The following is a 15998-nucleotide window of genomic DNA, read 5'->3' as shown; positions in this document are numbered from 1 at the left end:
GGACTAACGGCCTGCTTCAGGCTCCAGAAACTGATAATCAGCGGTGTCTGCAGCGCGGGTAGAGAAGCGATAGCTGAACGTGAACCCGGGCCAGTTGATGGTGTTACGGCCATGTTCATCCAGATACCAGGAGGTACATCCGGAATCCCAGACGCTGTTCTCAAGGCTGTGCTGGACCACCTGGCAATAGCGGGATTGCCGATCTTCCCGCACTTCCATGGCAGCCCCGGGGTATCTGGCCAGGGAATCAAGTGAGCTGATGACATAGCGGAACTGGGATTCCAGCATAAACAGAATCGAATTGTGGGCCAGATTGGTGTTGGGCCCATACAGCATGAACAGATTCGGAAAGCCATTCACGGTAATGCCTTTGAACGCTTTGCTGCCGTCTGCCCAGGCGTCGTTCAGGGCAACACCCTGACGACCAGTGATCTTGATGGGTGACAAAAACTCCGTCGCCTTGAAGCCGGTTCCGAAAATAATGGCGTCGACGGGGCGGTGTTCTCCAGTGGAGGTTACAACGCCGGTTTCATCGATCTCAGAAATTCCCTCAGTGATCAGATTCAGGTGCGGCTGGTTAATGGCCGGGTACCAGTCGTTGGAGATCAGAATCCGTTTACAGCCGATACGATAGTCCGGAATGATGTGCTTCAGTTTGTGGGGGTCGGTCACCCATGTCTGTGCTTCCTTCCTGGCCTGTCGGGCAAAGATATCCAGTAGCCGGTTGAACCGGGTAAAGGCAAGCCCGCGTGACTCGTTCTTCCAGTAGATCATGGCCCGGTAGAGCCTGTCCCAGGCCGGCAGTTTCCGGAACAGTGATTGCTCAAGCGCGGTAAATGGGCGGTCGGCTTTCGGCAATACCCAGGCAGCGGAGCGTTGATACAGGTCCAGCGCTGCAACTTTTGGCGTAATTTCTGGAACAAACTGGATGGCGCTGGCGCCGGTGCCGATCACCGCAACCCGCTTGCCGGTCACATCATAATCGTGGTTCCAGCGCGCAGAATGGAAGCAGGTGCCCTTAAAACGGTCAATGCCGGGAATGGCGGGTATGGCAGGTCGGTTCAACTGCCCGGTGGCCGTGATCAGCACATCAGCGCGATATTCATGGCCCGATTCTGTACCCACTACCCACTCATTCGACTGGCTGTCAAAGCTGGCCGTGGCGACGGCACGGTCGAACTCGATATGGCGCGCCAGGTCGTACTTCTTAACACAATGCTCCATGTACCCGAGTATTTCGGCCTGGAGGCCAAACTTCCGGCTCCAGTCGTGTTTAGGCTCAAAGGAGTAGGAGTAAAGGTGCGATTGCACGTCGCAGGCCGCGCCGGGGTAGGTGTTGTCTCGCCAGGTTCCGCCAACGGCGCCTTCTTTTTCCAGCAATGTGATTTGCCCATAGCCGGCTTTTTTTAGCTGAATGGCCATGCCGAGCCCGCCAAATCCGGTGCCGATTATGATGACAGAAGGTTTTTGAGGGGCGCGCGATGTCATGGCTACTTCCTGATCTTGTTGTATTTTTACTCCCTATGACTATAACGGCCCCGGCGCCGCATCAAAAGACCAGTTCAACCAGAATCATTGTCCGGAAAGGTCAATAGTCGTTCCGGAGGTTGAGCCATTAACTCCTGCAGGGCCGGAGACTCAAATTGCCGGCGAATACGAATGGCATAGAATTCTTCGAACACGCCCGGCAATGCACCGTAATCCCTGAGTTCGCCTTTGCGCAATTCGTCACGCACAACCACCGGGGGCAGAATGGCGAAATGCCCGCTGTCACGAGTTAGCAGGCGCATCATCGCCATGTCGTCCACCTCAGCCAGAATAATCGGGTGAATCTGGTGGTACTCACACAGCTGGTCAAAAGCCTGCCGGATATTGCTGTCCTGGCCCGGCACGATCAGTGGTTGGCAACGCAGCATGTCAGGAAAGCCGACCCGGGATTCGGCGGCCGCCGGCCCGATAATGCTGACAGGTTGCCTTGCAATACGCCGTGATAGCCAAGGGGTTTCGTCGTCACCGTGAACGGGTTGATTGGACAGAATAAGATCCAAACGGTGGGCCGATAGTCTTCGTAGCAGATCTTCCAGGCTTCCGCTCTGGAGCTTGAGGCCCAGATCCTGGCGGCCGAGCAGTGGCCGAAGGAAGCCTTCCTGGAAGTTCCTTGACAGAGTCGCTACCGCGCCAACCTTGAGCACCTCCCGATTGGTCTGGCGCCCGGTTCGGAAAAGGGCTTCCAGCTCCGCGCCCTGGCGAAAAATATCTTCCGCATAGGTGAAGGCCACGCGGCCGGCTTCGGATAGTTTTAGCCGTCGCCCCTCCCGGATGAACAGTTCATGGCCAAGACTGTCCTCGAGTTTCCGGATCTGACCGGACAGCGCAGACTGGGAGATATGCAACGCATCCGCTGCGCGGGTCAGATGGCCTGTGCTGGCTACTTTCCAGAAATAATATAAATGATGATAGTTCAGGCGCATGGATATTCCCCGGATTTGCCTTTGTTCTCTTTTGGTGAACAATTTAATCGTTATAAACCATTTTATCTATGAATTCATAGTCGGCAAAGTAGCTCTGTTCGCAAAAGGAGTTCGTTATGCCGACAATCACCAGCGTATTTTCCACCTCCGCCCTGGCTACCTGGCTGGCCTTGCCGATCCTGCTCCTGGCGCTGGCCGGCTTCGCCAACTGGACTCGATCAAAAACCAAGATTGACCATTGCTGGCGCCTGGCGGAGTTTTTGCTGCAAACGCTGATTGTGGTCACCGGTGTGGTGGGCTTTCTTTTGTTGCTGAAGTCGGCCGGGCTGGATACGCGGTTGCCGGAACTGGGGGCACCGCTCGGGCTGTATCCCGATGGCCTGTCGGTATGGATGGCGCTGATGGTCAGTTTTGTCTCCTGGGTGATTCTGCGATACTCCCGGGATTATCTGCGTGGCGATGCCGCCTTCCCGGTGTTCTTGCCCTGGTTCCTCACCACAGTGGCCAGTGTGCTGGTGTTGGTATTCACCAATCATCTGCTGGTTCTGGCATTCGCCTGGATTGGTGTCAGCCTGGCCTTGCACCAGTTGCTGACGCTCTACCCGGAACGGTCGGAAGCCCGGTTGGCCGCTGCACAGAAGTTCATTACCAGTCGCCTGGGTGATCTGGCGATTATTGGTGCTGTGGTGTTTATCTGGCGCCACTACGGCAGTTTTCATATCCCCGAAATCTACGCATTGGCCAGGGAAATTGGTGGGTCGTCCCCCGAGCTGACGACCGCGTCCGTACTGCTTGCCGTTGCCGCGGTGCTCAAATGCGCACAGATTCCATTTCACGGGTGGCTGATCCGGGTGATGGAAGCGCCTACGCCGGTATCGGCACTGCTTCATGCTGGAGTAATCAACCTCGGCGGGTTCCTCTGGCTGCGGTTATTCCCTGTGTTTGAGGGGTTTACAGCGGGTCACCTCCTGTTGCTTGTCGCTGGCGGCGTGACCGCCATCGTGGCCGTGTTTGCCATGATGACTCAGAGCTCGGTAAAACACGCGCTGGTCTGGTCCACCAACGCACAGATGGGTTTTATGCTCTTTGAGATTGCGCTGGGCGCCTACACCCTGGCATTACTGCATTTGCTTGCCCACTCACTGTACAAAGCGCACTCATTGCTGGCGTCTGGCCGGACGGTAAAGGCCACGGCGGTCTACTTCTCCGGTCGACCGGGGGCATCGCAGCTGGTGCTTGCCGGCGTGGCATCAGGTTTGGCGGCAGCCACGCTGTGGATGCTTCCCGAGCTTGTGGAGGGCAAAGCGATACTGGCGGCGTTACTGGTGCTGGCAGTTGCCGCATCGGTTCTCGGAGTTCCGTCGGGTAGCACGGCCCGAGCCCGGATATTGGTTGTCGCCATGGCGATCAGTCTGGTACCGCTATATGGTCTTCTCCACCTGGTACTGGGGCCTGCGGTTACGGGCGCAGATACTTTTATGCTCTGGCCGGCGGCCAATGTGGTGGCCTGGGTAATGCTGGGTCTTCTGGCGGGGATGTCATTACTCGTGCTTTTTCGGCCGGATTGGGCCTGGTTGCAGCGGTTGAACCTGCCGCTCAGCCAGGGCCTGTATCTTGATCAACCGTTCGAACGGGTTACCCGACGGTGGGCCAGGCAATGGCTCCAGGGGGGCACGGAAAAGACGAAAAAAGCCCGTTACGTTCTGTCTTCAGGAGAACCATCATGAGTGCCACTTTACGCGTGCCGGATGTTGGTCAGAACCAGGCTGTTGATCAGGTCGCTATGGCCTGTGAGCGGATTGCCCCTAGCTGGCCTCTGGATCGGTGGATAGCGGTGAATCCCTGGTGGGGCCACAGGCATCAAGGTATCGAGGAAGCCGCCATCGAACTGGTTTCCCGCAGGGGGCAGGGCATGTTGATGGCGCCGGAATTCTATCTGGAGGCCTGGCACGGCGGCCGTATCCGTGAGAGCGACCTGATAGCTGCAGCCGAGGCGCAGAGGGTAGACAGGCCGACGCAATTATTGCTTGAGCAGTTGTCCCGGGTACGGCCACGTGATGTGAAACCGGGGTTGGCGCTGTCACACATTCAGCCATCGAGTGACGGTGATGCGCTATCACAGACTACGCAGTTTCTCGGGCTGCTCTGTGGTCGGTATTTTGATCATCGGCAGGGACAATGGCTGACGAACACCAAGGGTACCGACCTGTATCGCTACTGGTTATCCATGGCCGGTCCCCGGGGCCTGGTTTCAAAAGCGCTGGCGGCACAACTTCCGGATGATTGGCAGAGTGCTGCAGATTTTCTTGCTCAAGCTTTGCCTTATACCCCAGATCAGTTAACGGCGGCGGTACATGCATTGTTGCTGCATTTGCCGGGCTGGGCGTCATGGTGCCGCGGTGAAGATTGGCGGGCGTCCCTTGACGGCCAGCCATCCCACCTCTGCCACCAGTTAGCGACGGTGTTACTGGCTTGCGAATGGATGATTGCGTCTGCGCTACCGGCCGATGAGCGGGCTAAATGGCAACAAGCGGTCTCTGGTGGGCAACTGGCGAGACACGCTCACGGTGATGATGCACTGATGTGGGTTTGGCATCGCGCCTATGAAATGGCATGGCAGCGCCAGTTCAGGGACTGCTTGCGGCGCCCGGCGGAACAACCCGAAGAATTGGCAAGCAGAATCCCTGAAGTCCAGGCGGCGTTCTGCATTGATGTCCGCTCAGAGGTGCTGAGACGGCACCTGGAAAGCGCTTCGGCAAAGATAGACACCCTTGGTGTTGCCGGGTTCTTTGGGATGCCCGTGATGCATCAAAAACTTGGCCCGTCAGACGATGAAGCCCGGTTGCCGGGTTTGCTGGCACCGGCTTTTCGTTATGTTGATACCCTTGGCAGTCTTTCGTCAGACCTGGAGCACAACAGGCGGCTGGATGGACGGGAACAGGTACGGGAAACGGTTCGACATGCGAAATACGGTAGCCTTTCAACCTTTACGTTGGTGGAAACCACCGGACTGGCATGGGCGTGGAAGCTGATTCGGGATGGCTTGCACAAGAACCGAAAAACCAGGGAGACGGCGCCGGAAGGCCGCCTGTTCCACCGCTATGGCGGAGATCCCTTATCGGATCCAGAGCGGGTTAACCTTGCTGAGGGGCTGCTGAGATCCATGTCGTTGACCGGCAATTTTGCACCATTGCTGGTGCTGGTCGGCCATGGCGCTCACACCGATAACAATCCGAACCAGGCTGGACTTGCCTGCGGAGCCTGCGGCGGTAAAAACGGCGACGTTAATGCCAGCATTGCCGCACAGTTGCTTAACGACCGCAGTGTGCGCGCCGGGCTGGCGGAGCGCGGGATTGTCTTGCCGGAAAGCACCCTGGTTGTGGCTGCGGAGCACTGCACAGTGACGGACCAGGTACGCCTGCTGGGGGAAACGGCCATACCCGCCAGCCATCAACGGATTGCCAGTGAACTATTGCAGTGCTTTGAAAGCGCTTCGGCGGCCACACGCCGTGAGCGGGCAGGAAGGCTTAGCTTGAATGGTCATTCCGATGAGGACCTCCTGAAAGAACTCAACAAGCGTACCCAAAACTGGGCGGAGGTCAGGCCTGAATGGGGGCTGGCGAACAATGCCGCCATGATTATTGCGCCCCGGCACCGCAGCCGTTCAATCAATCTTGCCGGCCGGTGTTTCCTTCACGAATACAGACCAGAACTGGACGACACAGGTTCGGTGTTGTTTGCGCTGATGTCGGCCCCGATGGTGGTGGCAAACTGGATCAACCTGCAGTATTTCGGATCGGTTACCCAGCCATCGCTCTATGGCGCGGGCAACAAACTGCTGCATTCGGTTGTGGGAGGCAACATTGGGGTTGTCGAGGGCAACGGCACCGATCTTCGCATCGGATTACCCTGGCAATCCGTTCACGATGGTGAACGTTTGCGCCACGAACCCATGCGGTTGACCGTGGTGATCGACGCGCCAGCAGAGCGAATTGAGCAAGTACTGCAGGCTCAGGACGACGTCAGAGCCTTGGTTGAAAACCGGTGGCTCTGGCTATGGCGGATGGATGACAGCGGCCTGCAGCAGTATTCCGAAGGCCGCTGGGTGGCGGCCTGAGGATTACATATTACTGGCGTTAGCCGCTGTGGTATAAGCCCAGTCGACGGATCGTGGCTGGGCATTATCGGCGACGAACAGGTGGCCGATGTCTGGTACCGCGTACCACAGTTCACCCCGGCTTGGGTTGTGGCGGGCGAATTCGTTGTGGCTCATGCCAACTTCCCAGATCTCGTCACTGTTCCAGCCCACCGGCACGAGCTCTATCCGCACTTCTGAGCCGATCAGACTGATGGCTTCGATACGCAGCGGTAAACGGGCGTGAATCGCTGGCGCCCGGGCAAGGTGGACCTCATGGGGGCGCAAGTACAGCTGGGCTTCCTGGTCAGACTTCTGCCCAGGCAGAGACACCCAGGCATCCCCCTGAACCAGCTTATGATGTTTCACGACGCCGGAGATCACATTGACATGGCCCAGGAAGTCGAACACAAACCGGCTTTCGGGCCGTGCATACAGATCGGTAGGTTCGTTGACCTGTTCCACCTGTCCCTGGCTCATAACCACCACCTGATCGGACAGCTCCAGGGCTTCCTCCTGGTCATGGGTGACAAAGATGCTGGTGAAATGAAACTCGTCATGCAGCGCCCGTAACCAGCGACGCAGGTCTTTGCGCACTTTCGCATCCAGGGCGCCAAAGGGCTCGTCCAGCAGCAGTATACGGGGCTGAGTTGCCAGGGCCCTGGCCAGGGCCACCCGTTGCTTCTGGCCACCGGACAATTGCGCCGGATATCGGTCAGCCAGTTGCGGTAACTGGATCATCTCCAGCAGTTTGGCCACCCGCTGGCGTATCTCGGATTTTGTCGGCCGCTGTTTGCGGGGCAGGGACTCCAGGCCGAATGCAATATTCTCTGCCACGGTAAGATGACGGAACAGGGCGTAGTGCTGAAACACGAAGCCAATATTACGATCCCGAACGTGCAGGTTGCTGACGTCATCGCCGCCAAACAGGATTCGGCCAGAGTCCGAAGATTCAAGCCCGGCGATAATCCGCAGCAGCGTGGTTTTGCCCGAGCCGGACGGCCCCAGAAGCGCGGTCAGTTTACCTTCAGGAATCTCCAGCGAAACGTCTTTCAGCGCCTGGAAACGGCCGAAGGTTTTGGAAATCTGGTCGATAGTGATGCTCATATCAGACACCTCCTTTCTCGGGCGTCAGGATCGTTGGGCGGGATTGGCGCCACTCTACAAAGGCTTTAACGACTAACGTCAGGATGGCAATGGTTGCCAGCAGGGCGGCACTGGCGAAGGCGCCTACCACGTTATAATCTTGATAAAGCAGTTCAACATGAAGCGGTAAGGTATTGGTTTCACCGCGAATATTGCCTGAAACAACAGACACGGCACCGAATTCACCCACGACGCGGGCATTGGTCAGTACTACGCCGTAGATCAGCGCCCACTTGATGTTAGGCAGGGTAATCTTCCGGAAAATACGCCAGCCAGAAGCGCCCAGAACCACGCCGGCTTCTTCTTCCTCACTGCCTTGCTGTTGCATCAGCGGGATGAGCTCGCGGGCAACGAACGGGCAGGTGACAAATACGGTGACCATGACAATGCCCGGCCAGGCAAACATCAACTGGACATCGTGGGTGGCCAGCCAGCCGCCGAGCCAACCGTTCCGGCCGTAAAGCAACAGATACAGCAAGCCGGCGATTACCGGTGAAACGGCAAAGGGAATATCGATCAGGGTCACCAGCAGTTTCCGGCCTGGAAACCGGAACCTGGTAACGGCCCAGGCGAGGGCAGTACCGAAGATGAGATTGAGTGGCACCGTCAGTGCTGCAACCAGCAGGGTCAGGCCGATGGCGTGCAGGGTGAACTGGTCCAGCACGTTACCGGTAAAGGTGCTCCAGCCGGCACTCAGGGCCTGGAAGAAAATGACCACCACCGGAATCACCAGTAGAACAAGCGACACCAGAACCGCAGTACCAATGAGCAGGCGGCGCACCCAGGGTTGATCGCCGACGCGATGATGTTCAGCTGCCATCTATCGGCCCTCCAGGCGGCGCAGGTATCGGCCCTGCCAGAGGTTGATGGCAAATAGCAGTACCAGTGAAGCCAACAGAACAACCGAGGCAATGGCACTGGCCGCAGCATAGTCGTACTCCTGCAACCGGATAAATACCATCAGGCTGGTGACTTCGCTGACGTAGGGGGTATTGCCGGCAATGAATATGATGGCGCCAAATTCACCCAGGCTGCGGGTGAAGGAAAGCGCAATGCCGGTGACCAGCGCAGGCCACAACGACGGAAAGATGACCTTGCGGAACACCCGGCCATCGGAGGCCCCAAGGCTGACCGCGGCTTCCTCGTCCGCCGGTGACAATTCCTCGAGTACCGGCTGCACAGTGCGCACCACAAAGGGAATGCTGGTGAACGCCATGGCAACAACGATACCCAACGGGGTGAACGCCACTTCAATGCCCAGTTTGGCCAGCCATTGGCCGTACCAGCCGTTTTGGGCAAACAGGGTAGCCAGGGTGATGCCGGCAACCGCGGTAGGCAGCGCAAACGGCAGGTCGACAAAGGCATCCAGTATGCGCTTGCCCGGGAAGTCATAACGCACCAGAACCCAAGCCAATAACAAGCCAAAGACACCGTTAAACAGCGATGCGGCCAGAGCCGTCCATAACGTCACCTTGTAGGATTCAACCACCCGGGGATCGGTGATGGTGAACCAGAACTGATCCCAGGTCATGCCGGATGTTTCCACCACCAGGCCAGATAACGGGAGCAATAAAACCAGGCTGACGAAAAACAGCGAAATGCCGAGGCTCAAACCGAACCCCGGCAATACCCGTTTGCTACGACCTGAAAAGCGCCACGCTGGGGCGGCGCTCACTTGAGCGGGAGCAGACATCTCAGCCTCTTACCGACGCCGTTGTAACTGGTCGAGTTTGCCACCGCTGCTGAAATGCTTGCTCATGGCGTTTTCCCAGCCGCCAGCAATCTCATCGATGGATTTCAACTTCAGCTCACGGAAACGGTCTGCGTTTTCCTCGATAACCTTTTGGTTATGGACCCGGTAGTTGAACCCGGCCAGCAAGCGCTGGGAATCTTCAGAATACAGATGGCTCAGGTACTCTTTTGCCAGTTCTTCAGTCCCGTTCTGGCGGGTGTAATCATCAATCCAGGTCACAGGAAACTCGGCAAGGAAACTGACCTTGGGGGTGACTACTTCATATTCGCCGTTCTCGAAACGATCGGCGATGTTCAGGACCTCGGATTCAAAGGTCAGCAGCACATCGCCAATGCCGCGTTCAACAAAGGTGGTGGTGGCGCCACGGCCGCCGCTGTCGAAGACTCTAACCTGGCCAAGCATACTGGCCATGAACTGGTCGATTTTTGCCTCATCGTCACCATAGGCATCCTGGGCATAACCAAGAGCAGCCAGATAGGTATAACGACCATTACCGGATGTTTTCGGATTAGGCATGACCAGGGCAACATCTTCGCGAACCAGGTCATCCCAGTTCTGGATATTCTTCGGGTTGTCCTTGCGCACCAGGAACGCCATGGTGGAGTAGTAGGGGGAGCTGTTGTTTGGCAAACGCTCTGCCCAGTTTTCCGGGATCAGTTGACCGCGTTCGTGCAGGATGTCGATATCGGTAACCTGGTTAAAGGTGGCTACGTCTGCCTTGAGGCCCTGAATGATGGCTTGCGCCTGGCGGGAGGAGCCAGCGTGGGACTGACGAATGTTGACCGTTTCACCGGTTTTTTCCTGCCAGTGTTTCTGGAACTCCACGTTGTAGGCCGCGAACAGTTCCCGGGCGATATCGTAGGAGGTGTTGAGAAGCTCTCTGTCAGCGGCCAGTGCAGGCTGGGCGGAAAGCAGGGCGGCGCCCAGTGCAAATCCTTTAAGCAGTTGTTTCATCAGACGCTCCTCAGAACCGGAAATAGTGAATCTGAGAAGCAATCTAACAAAGTTTTTTAAGAACCAAAAATACTAAAAGAAAATAATAATAGCGCTTTCGGGAATGAGGGCGCCGTCCCTGATCAGTATTTCAGCAATGCGGAGCCCCAGGTGAACCCTCCGCCGAAGGCCTCCAGCAGAACGGTTTCACCCCGTTTGATGCGTCCATCCCGAACGGCCTCATCCAGCGCCAGAGGAATGGACGCTGCGGAGGTGTTGCCATGACGATTAACGGTCACCACAACCTGGTCCATGGACATATCCAGTTTTCGGGCCGTGGCGGCAATGATACGCAGGTTTGCCTGATGTGGTACCAGCCAGTCGATGTCGGATTTTTGCATCTGGTTGGCCTGCAGGGTTTCATCCACAATCTGCCCAAGGGTGTTTACGGCAACCTTGAACACCTCGTTGCCTTTCATTTCTACAAACGCATTGCCTGCCTTTATGGCATCGAAGTGATTAGATACGCCGCAAGGAACGTGTAGCAGATCCTCGTAGCGGCCATCGGCGTGGAGGTGAGTGGACAAAATTCCGGTTTCTTCGTTGGCCTCAAGAATTACTGCACCGGCACCATCACCGAACAGGATGCAGGTTCCCCGGTCTTCCCAATTGATGATTCTGGAGAACACCTCAGCGCCGATGACCAGTGCCTTCTTACTGGTGCCGGTTTTTATGAACTTCTCAGCGGTTGCCAGGGCATAGATAAAGCCGCTGCATACCGCCTGGATATCAAAGGCCGGGCAACCCTGAATACCAAGCCTGGCCTGGAGAATACAGGCACAGCTCGGAAAAACCTTATCCGGGGTGGTGGTAGCAAAAACAATAAGGTCAATATCCGTTACCTCAATGCCGGCGGCTTCGATGGCCCGCAGTGCGGCTTGCTCTGCCAGATCCACAGTGGACTGGCCGGGCAGGGCTATGTGACGTTGTTCAATGCCGGTGCGCTCGCGAATCCATTGGTCAGAGGTGTCCACCTTCTGCTCCAGGTCGCGATTGGTAACGATGTTGTCCGGCAGGTAGGAGCCGGTTCCGGCAATGCGTGCAAAAGTCATGCGCTGTGTCCAGGGTCGATTACGATAACAATAGACCCATGCTAACCCTTTGCAACCGGAATGGTTATTAGCGGATTGTCAAAGACCACCCGGGCGACACAATGCCAACCCGGGGTGTTAATGGGTGGTAATCAGCCTTGCTTGAGCGTGTCCATATCGATCACGAAGCGGTACTTCACGTCGCTCTTTTTCAGTCGCTCGTAGGCGTCATTGATGTTGCGGATGTCCAGCATTTCAACGTCACAGGTAATGTTGTGTTCCGCACAGAAATCCAGCATTTCCTGGGTTTCCGGCATACCGCCGATCAGCGAACCGGCAACCACCCGCCGCTTGGTTACCAACAGTCCCGCCTGGAGTGCGGGCTCCACAGGCGTCAGCAGCCCTACCAGAATATGAGTGCCATCGTATTTCAGGCACTTCAGGTAAGGGTTGAGATCGTGGGCCACGGGAATGGTGTCGAGCAGGAAGTCGAAGGAATCCGCAGCGGCCTTCATCTGCGCCTTGTCTGTGGAAATGATGACGTGATCAGCACCCTGCTTCTTCGCCTCCGCCACTTTGTTTTCTGAACGGGTGAAGATGGTGACTTCCGCCCCCATGGCCTTGGCCAGCTTCACACCCATGTGGCCCAGGCCTCCCATACCAAGAACGCCCACTTTGTGGCCCTTGCCGACTTTGAAGTGCTTAAGCGGGGAGTAAGTGGTGATACCGGCACACAGGAGCGGTGCAGCGCTGGCGGGGTCCAGGTTTTCCGGCACGCGTACCACGAAACGATCGCTTACCACGATTTTCTCGGAGTAACCGCCATGGGTGACGGTGCCATCGTGGCGATCCAGGCTGCCGTACGTCATGGTGGAGCCTTCAATACAGTATTGCTCCAGCCCCGAATCGCAGGCAGAACACGTGCGGCAGCTATCAACCATGCAGCCTACGCCCACCAGGTCACCGGGCTGGTAGCGGGTAACATCCTGGCCTACGGCAGTGACACGGCCAATGATTTCGTGGCCAGGAACAACGGGATACTGGGATCCGCCCCAGTCGTTCTCGACGGTATGCAGGTCACTGTGGCAAACGCCGCAGTAATCAATTTCAATGGCGACATCGTCTGGTCTCAGCGCGCGCCGGTCAAAGGAGTAGGGCGCCATGCCGGAAGTAGGGCTTGTGGCAGCGTATGCGCGGGTGTTGGCCATTAGAGACTCCTTGCTGAATGGTATTCCGTGGTACGGAAGTTGTTACGTTAACATCGATTTTCAGACCAGTGTACGAACAAAAACCTTGAGAGAAATACGGTTTTCCCACCCGGCTCACATTTCCGAGGTGGCTGAACCTTTAACTTACACGATTTACTTTATGGTGAGAGGGGCTTCATGTCAGTGCGGTTACAGGGTGCCAGTCAGTCGATCATTGTTATGGGCGTTGTCGCTCTCTGGCTTCTCTCGTTAACACCCGCTCATGGCATGACATCGGCACAACAGGACCGCGTTCATCAGCTGGAAGCCGGGTTCCGTGACGCCGCCCAGCACGACAAGGTATGGACCAACACCTGGGCTGGCATTTACGGCGGCGCAGCCGTGGCTTATGGCGTGGTTTCCCGAAATGCATCAGATGCGGATGACCGGTTTGATGCCCGGGTGTCTGCCGTCAAATCGGTATTGGCGCTGGGCAATCTCTACCTGAACCCCCAACCCCATCGCCCTGCGTTAAAAAAGTATAGAGCGGCTGCGGCGTCAGCCTCCGATGACGCCGAGCACTTGAAACTGGCAGAAGCGCTGAGGGAAGAGCTGGCCCGACAGGAGCGTAGCCGGCAAGGTCTGGATGCCAGAATGCTGCCGCTTGCGGTGAATCTGGCAGCAGGTCTAACCATTGGCGTGATTGATGACCGCCCGGAAGACGGTGCCATTAACTTTGCCGTGGGTATGTTGGTCAACGAGGTTGCTATACGCACCCAGCCTGACTCCATGGCGGGGTACGGCAAACCAGTGACAGTAAACATTGGTACGCAGCCGTTGGAAGTCGCCTACCAGTGGATTGTCACACCGGCCAGTGTTGGCCTGGGCCTTCGTTTCTAGTCAGCCGGAGTCTCGGCTTCAGCCAGGATCTCCGGCTTCTTCAGTGCTTTCTGGAACAGGTCCTTGTTCTCAGCAATCAGCAGGGCGCATTGCTCCGCCAGTTGCTCAGGCATGTCAGGGATCTTCTTCTCAAACCAGAGCTGGATGTTCTCCGAGAGCTCCAGCATTTTATCGCGGGCATCAGCTTCGGCTTTGGAAGTGAAAAGCATCGAGTCGGGATTCTTGAGTGCCATTTCGAGTCCGTCGCGGTCTGAGTAGAACAAAGATTGAACAGCCATTAAGAAGATTCCTCGCTGTTTATGGATAACTGTATAAATATACAGGTCCATAGTAGCCTATTCTGATGTCGTTATCGAGCCTTCTGGAATTATGTTAGGTTCTGCGGAAGATATTTCAGTTAAAGACACTCAAACGGACACTGGCGGCTATCTCTATGAAAGTAACCATCATCGGCGCAGGCATTATGGGAACGACGTTTGCCATCCTGGCAAAGGAACTGGCCCCGGAGTTGGACGTAACCATTCTGGAACGCCTGGAGAGCGCCGGCGAGGGCAACTCGTGGGTGTTCAATAATGCGGGTACCGGCCATGAAGCCAACTGTGAGTTGAACTACACGCCCGTAGATGAGGAGGTAATTTCAGTTGAGAAAGCTCTGAAGATACATGCGCAATTCAATGTCGCCAAACAGTTCTGGGCTTATCTCGTCGAAAAAGGGGCCATCAAGGATCCAGCCAGTTTCATCAATCAGACCAAACATTGCACGATCGTGGACGAAGCGGCGATTGAAGAGTTAAAGCTGCGCTTCGAGCAGATGTCTGCCCATCACTTTTTTGAGGCAATGCGGTTCTCCGAAGATTTTGATGAAATTAAGGACTGGATTCCTTACACCATGGATGGTCGCCCAAGGCACCAGAAAATGGCTGCAACCGTCATTGAAACCGGCACGGACGTAAACTTTGGAGCATTGACCCAACACATGGCTAACTATGCGGCAAACCAGTTGGGCGTCAAAATCGAGTACGGAGTACATGTAAAGAGGGTACACCGTAGTCCTGCAGGTAGCTGGCTAGTGGAAACCCTAACCCACGGCAAGCCTGATCAGCACCGAACAGATGTGCTGTTTGTCGGTGCTGGCGGCGGTGCGTTCCCGATACTAAAAAAGAGCCACTTGCCTTTTGCGCGCCGGTTTACCGGCTTTCCTGTTGGCGGACGCTTCCTGCAGGCCAAGATCAGCCCAGAACAGGCAGATAGATACCGGGCGAAGACCTATGGTAAGGCCGAGGTTGGTGCGCCACCCATGTCTGTTCCGCATCTGGATTTACGGGTCGATAATGGCCAACACTACCTTCTGTTTGGCCCATTCGCATCCTTTAAGCCCGTGCTGGAAAAAGGCAGAGGCTTTATCGATTATCTTCGATCCATGCGAATTCACGATATTCCGGGACTTTTGAACGTAGCTCTCGAGCATTTCCCTTTGGTCAAGTATCTGGTGTCTGAGACCTTCAAGGGAGAGAAAAGCATGCTAAGTGCGTTGGACAAATTCGCGCCCGGCCTGAGCGAAAAATTTGACTGGAAGCCTGTTGAGGCAGGGCAGCGGGTTCAGATCATCAAGGATGGCGATTTGCAGATGGGGACGGAAATTATCGTGTCTTCCGACAAAACCTACGGCACCATTTTAGGGGCATCCCCCGGTGCTTCGGTGTCACCGGAAGTGATGCTTCGGGCGGTTGAACAGCTCTTGCCAGCGATAGTCTCCAGGGAAGATACCCTCGCCAAGCTCAAAGAAATGTTCCCCGAAGATAATCTCGAGACGTTGATCAACAATGCGGAACGGTATCGGGAAGTACGGGATGCTGCCAATAAATCACTCGGCATCACATCAAAACTGTCCGGTTAAATAAAGGGGAAGGGAACGACAAGTGATAACGCTTGAGCTCAAAGTTCCACCGGTTATCCTGACGGTTCTCTTCGGAGCCGCTATGTGGGCAGTTTCCAGGGTGCTGCCTTCCGGGTACTTCGCTTTTCCGGGGAGGCTCTTTCTTTGTGCGATTGTGTTGATGACCGGGGTAGCCCTCGCGTTACTGGGCGTTCTGGCTTTCAGGCGCGCAGGCACGACGGTGGACCCGCGCACACCTGATCAGGCGAACAGCCTGGTGGTCAAGGGTGTGTATCGCCACACCAGAAACCCCATGTACGTGGGATTTCTGGCGATTCTGGCAGCCTGGGGATTATATCTCGGCAGTGTATTCGCAGCATTGCTGCTTCCACTGTACGTGCTTTATATGAACCGCTTTCAGATCAAGCCCGAGGAGCGGCATATGCGGGCACTCTTCGGAGAGCAGTACCACCAGTATTCGGCGGAAGTTCGACGCTGGTTGTAAC

General features: G+C 56.3%; 14 protein-coding genes. 5 read left to right on the top strand and 9 right to left on the bottom strand.

All coding sequences use genetic code 11. The features are described 5' to 3' along the window. Positions 1–3 precede the first annotated feature (3 nt). Complete coding sequence (locus QUE75_RS10565; RefSeq protein ID WP_286249918.1) at positions 4–1488, bottom strand: flavin-containing monooxygenase; 1485 nt, start codon at positions 1486–1488, stop codon at positions 4–6. 74 nt (positions 1489–1562) lie between these two features. Next, the gene (locus QUE75_RS10560; protein ID WP_286249916.1) at positions 1563–2471 is read right to left on the bottom strand and encodes a LysR family transcriptional regulator; all 909 of its coding nucleotides are present in this window, start codon (positions 2469–2471) and stop codon (positions 1563–1565) included. A gap of 116 nt (positions 2472–2587) precedes the next feature. Between QUE75_RS10560 and QUE75_RS10555 the strand changes: the two genes are divergently transcribed. Continuing rightward, positions 2588–4198, top strand: coding sequence for an NADH-quinone oxidoreductase subunit L (locus QUE75_RS10555; protein WP_286249914.1), 1611 nt, complete (start codon positions 2588–2590; stop codon positions 4196–4198). Further along, positions 4195–6588 (top strand): YbcC family protein, encoded by a 2394-nt coding sequence (locus QUE75_RS10550; RefSeq protein WP_286249912.1) that lies wholly within the window; start codon positions 4195–4197, stop codon positions 6586–6588. Before QUE75_RS10555 ends, QUE75_RS10550 begins: the two co-directional genes overlap by 4 nt. Before the next feature lie 3 nt (positions 6589–6591). Here QUE75_RS10550 and QUE75_RS10545 read toward each other — a convergent pair whose 3' ends face one another. The 6 genes from QUE75_RS10545 to QUE75_RS10520 form a co-directional block, all read right to left on the bottom strand. Beyond that, positions 6592–7713, bottom strand: coding sequence for a sulfate/molybdate ABC transporter ATP-binding protein (locus QUE75_RS10545; protein WP_138437464.1), 1122 nt, complete (start codon positions 7711–7713; stop codon positions 6592–6594). 1 nt (position 7714) lies between these two features. After that, positions 7715–8572 (bottom strand): sulfate ABC transporter permease subunit CysW, encoded by an 858-nt coding sequence (cysW, locus tag QUE75_RS10540; RefSeq protein WP_286249905.1) that lies wholly within the window; start codon positions 8570–8572, stop codon positions 7715–7717. Next, a complete protein-coding gene (gene cysT / locus QUE75_RS10535; protein ID WP_286249903.1) occupies positions 8573–9445 on the bottom strand; it encodes a sulfate/thiosulfate ABC transporter permease CysT in 873 nt (290 codons plus the stop codon). A gap of 9 nt (positions 9446–9454) precedes the next feature. Beyond that, on the bottom strand, positions 9455–10459 hold the full coding sequence (gene cysP / locus QUE75_RS10530; protein WP_061333385.1) for a thiosulfate ABC transporter substrate-binding protein CysP: 1005 nt from the start codon (positions 10457–10459) through the stop codon (positions 9455–9457). Positions 10460–10581: 122 nt separating this feature from the next. Next, positions 10582–11550 carry a beta-ketoacyl-ACP synthase III gene (locus tag QUE75_RS10525; RefSeq protein WP_286249902.1) on the bottom strand — a complete coding sequence of 323 codons (969 nt, stop codon included), beginning with the start codon at positions 11548–11550 and terminating at the stop codon, positions 10582–10584. 131 nt (positions 11551–11681) lie between these two features. Further along, positions 11682–12737: an NAD(P)-dependent alcohol dehydrogenase gene (locus tag QUE75_RS10520; protein ID WP_286249900.1), complete on the bottom strand. Its 1056-nt coding sequence runs from the start codon at positions 12735–12737 to the stop codon at positions 11682–11684. A gap of 177 nt (positions 12738–12914) precedes the next feature. Between QUE75_RS10520 and QUE75_RS10515 the strand changes: the two genes are divergently transcribed. After that, positions 12915–13616, top strand: a complete 702-nt coding sequence (locus tag QUE75_RS10515; RefSeq protein WP_286249898.1) for a hypothetical protein — start codon at positions 12915–12917, stop codon at positions 13614–13616. On the opposite strand, the gene QUE75_RS10510 is transcribed toward QUE75_RS10515, so the two are convergent. Further along, positions 13613–13894 carry a YebG family protein gene (locus QUE75_RS10510; protein WP_061333413.1) on the bottom strand — a complete coding sequence of 94 codons (282 nt, stop codon included), beginning with the start codon at positions 13892–13894 and terminating at the stop codon, positions 13613–13615. The two genes, QUE75_RS10515 and QUE75_RS10510, sit on opposite strands and share 4 nt — an antisense overlap. Positions 13895–14049: 155 nt before the next feature. On the opposite strand from QUE75_RS10510, the gene QUE75_RS10505 reads away from it, so the two are divergent. Together QUE75_RS10505 and QUE75_RS10500 are read left to right on the top strand one after the other, a co-directional pair. Beyond that, positions 14050–15513, top strand: coding sequence for a malate:quinone oxidoreductase (locus QUE75_RS10505; RefSeq protein WP_286249895.1), 1464 nt, complete (start codon positions 14050–14052; stop codon positions 15511–15513). 82 nt (positions 15514–15595) lie between these two features. Then, on the top strand, positions 15596–15997 hold the full coding sequence (locus tag QUE75_RS10500; protein ID WP_286249893.1) for a methyltransferase family protein: 402 nt from the start codon (positions 15596–15598) through the stop codon (positions 15995–15997). Position 15998 lies beyond the last annotated feature (1 nt).

The organism is Marinobacter shengliensis, assembly GCF_030297115.1.
Taxonomy (GTDB): Bacteria; Pseudomonadota; Gammaproteobacteria; order Pseudomonadales; family Oleiphilaceae; genus Marinobacter; species Marinobacter shengliensis.
Note: the sequence above shows the minus strand (reverse complement) of the source record. Positions and strands in the feature narration are given on the sequence as shown.

Excerpts from the sequence above, each read along its gene's own strand:
- QUE75_RS10565 (WP_286249918.1), bottom strand. The coding sequence starts at position 1,488 with ATGACATCGCGCGCCCCTCAAAAACCTTCTGTCATCATAATCGGCACC.
- QUE75_RS10560 (WP_286249916.1), bottom strand. The coding sequence starts at position 2,471 with ATGCGCCTGAACTATCATCATTTATATTATTTCTGGAAAGTAGCCAGC.
- QUE75_RS10555 (WP_286249914.1), top strand. The coding sequence starts at position 2,588 with ATGCCGACAATCACCAGCGTATTTTCCACCTCCGCCCTGGCTACCTGG.
- QUE75_RS10550 (WP_286249912.1), top strand. The coding sequence starts at position 4,195 with ATGAGTGCCACTTTACGCGTGCCGGATGTTGGTCAGAACCAGGCTGTT.
- QUE75_RS10545 (WP_138437464.1), bottom strand. The coding sequence starts at position 7,713 with ATGAGCATCACTATCGACCAGATTTCCAAAACCTTCGGCCGTTTCCAG.
- cysW (WP_286249905.1), bottom strand. The coding sequence starts at position 8,572 with ATGGCAGCTGAACATCATCGCGTCGGCGATCAACCCTGGGTGCGCCGC.
- cysT (WP_286249903.1), bottom strand. The coding sequence starts at position 9,445 with ATGTCTGCTCCCGCTCAAGTGAGCGCCGCCCCAGCGTGGCGCTTTTCA.
- cysP (WP_061333385.1), bottom strand. The coding sequence starts at position 10,459 with ATGAAACAACTGCTTAAAGGATTTGCACTGGGCGCCGCCCTGCTTTCC.
- QUE75_RS10525 (WP_286249902.1), bottom strand. The coding sequence starts at position 11,550 with ATGACTTTTGCACGCATTGCCGGAACCGGCTCCTACCTGCCGGACAAC.
- QUE75_RS10520 (WP_286249900.1), bottom strand. The coding sequence starts at position 12,737 with ATGGCCAACACCCGCGCATACGCTGCCACAAGCCCTACTTCCGGCATG.
- QUE75_RS10515 (WP_286249898.1), top strand. The coding sequence starts at position 12,915 with ATGTCAGTGCGGTTACAGGGTGCCAGTCAGTCGATCATTGTTATGGGC.
- QUE75_RS10510 (WP_061333413.1), bottom strand. The coding sequence starts at position 13,894 with ATGGCTGTTCAATCTTTGTTCTACTCAGACCGCGACGGACTCGAAATG.
- QUE75_RS10505 (WP_286249895.1), top strand. The coding sequence starts at position 14,050 with ATGAAAGTAACCATCATCGGCGCAGGCATTATGGGAACGACGTTTGCC.
- QUE75_RS10500 (WP_286249893.1), top strand. The coding sequence starts at position 15,596 with ATGTGGGCAGTTTCCAGGGTGCTGCCTTCCGGGTACTTCGCTTTTCCG.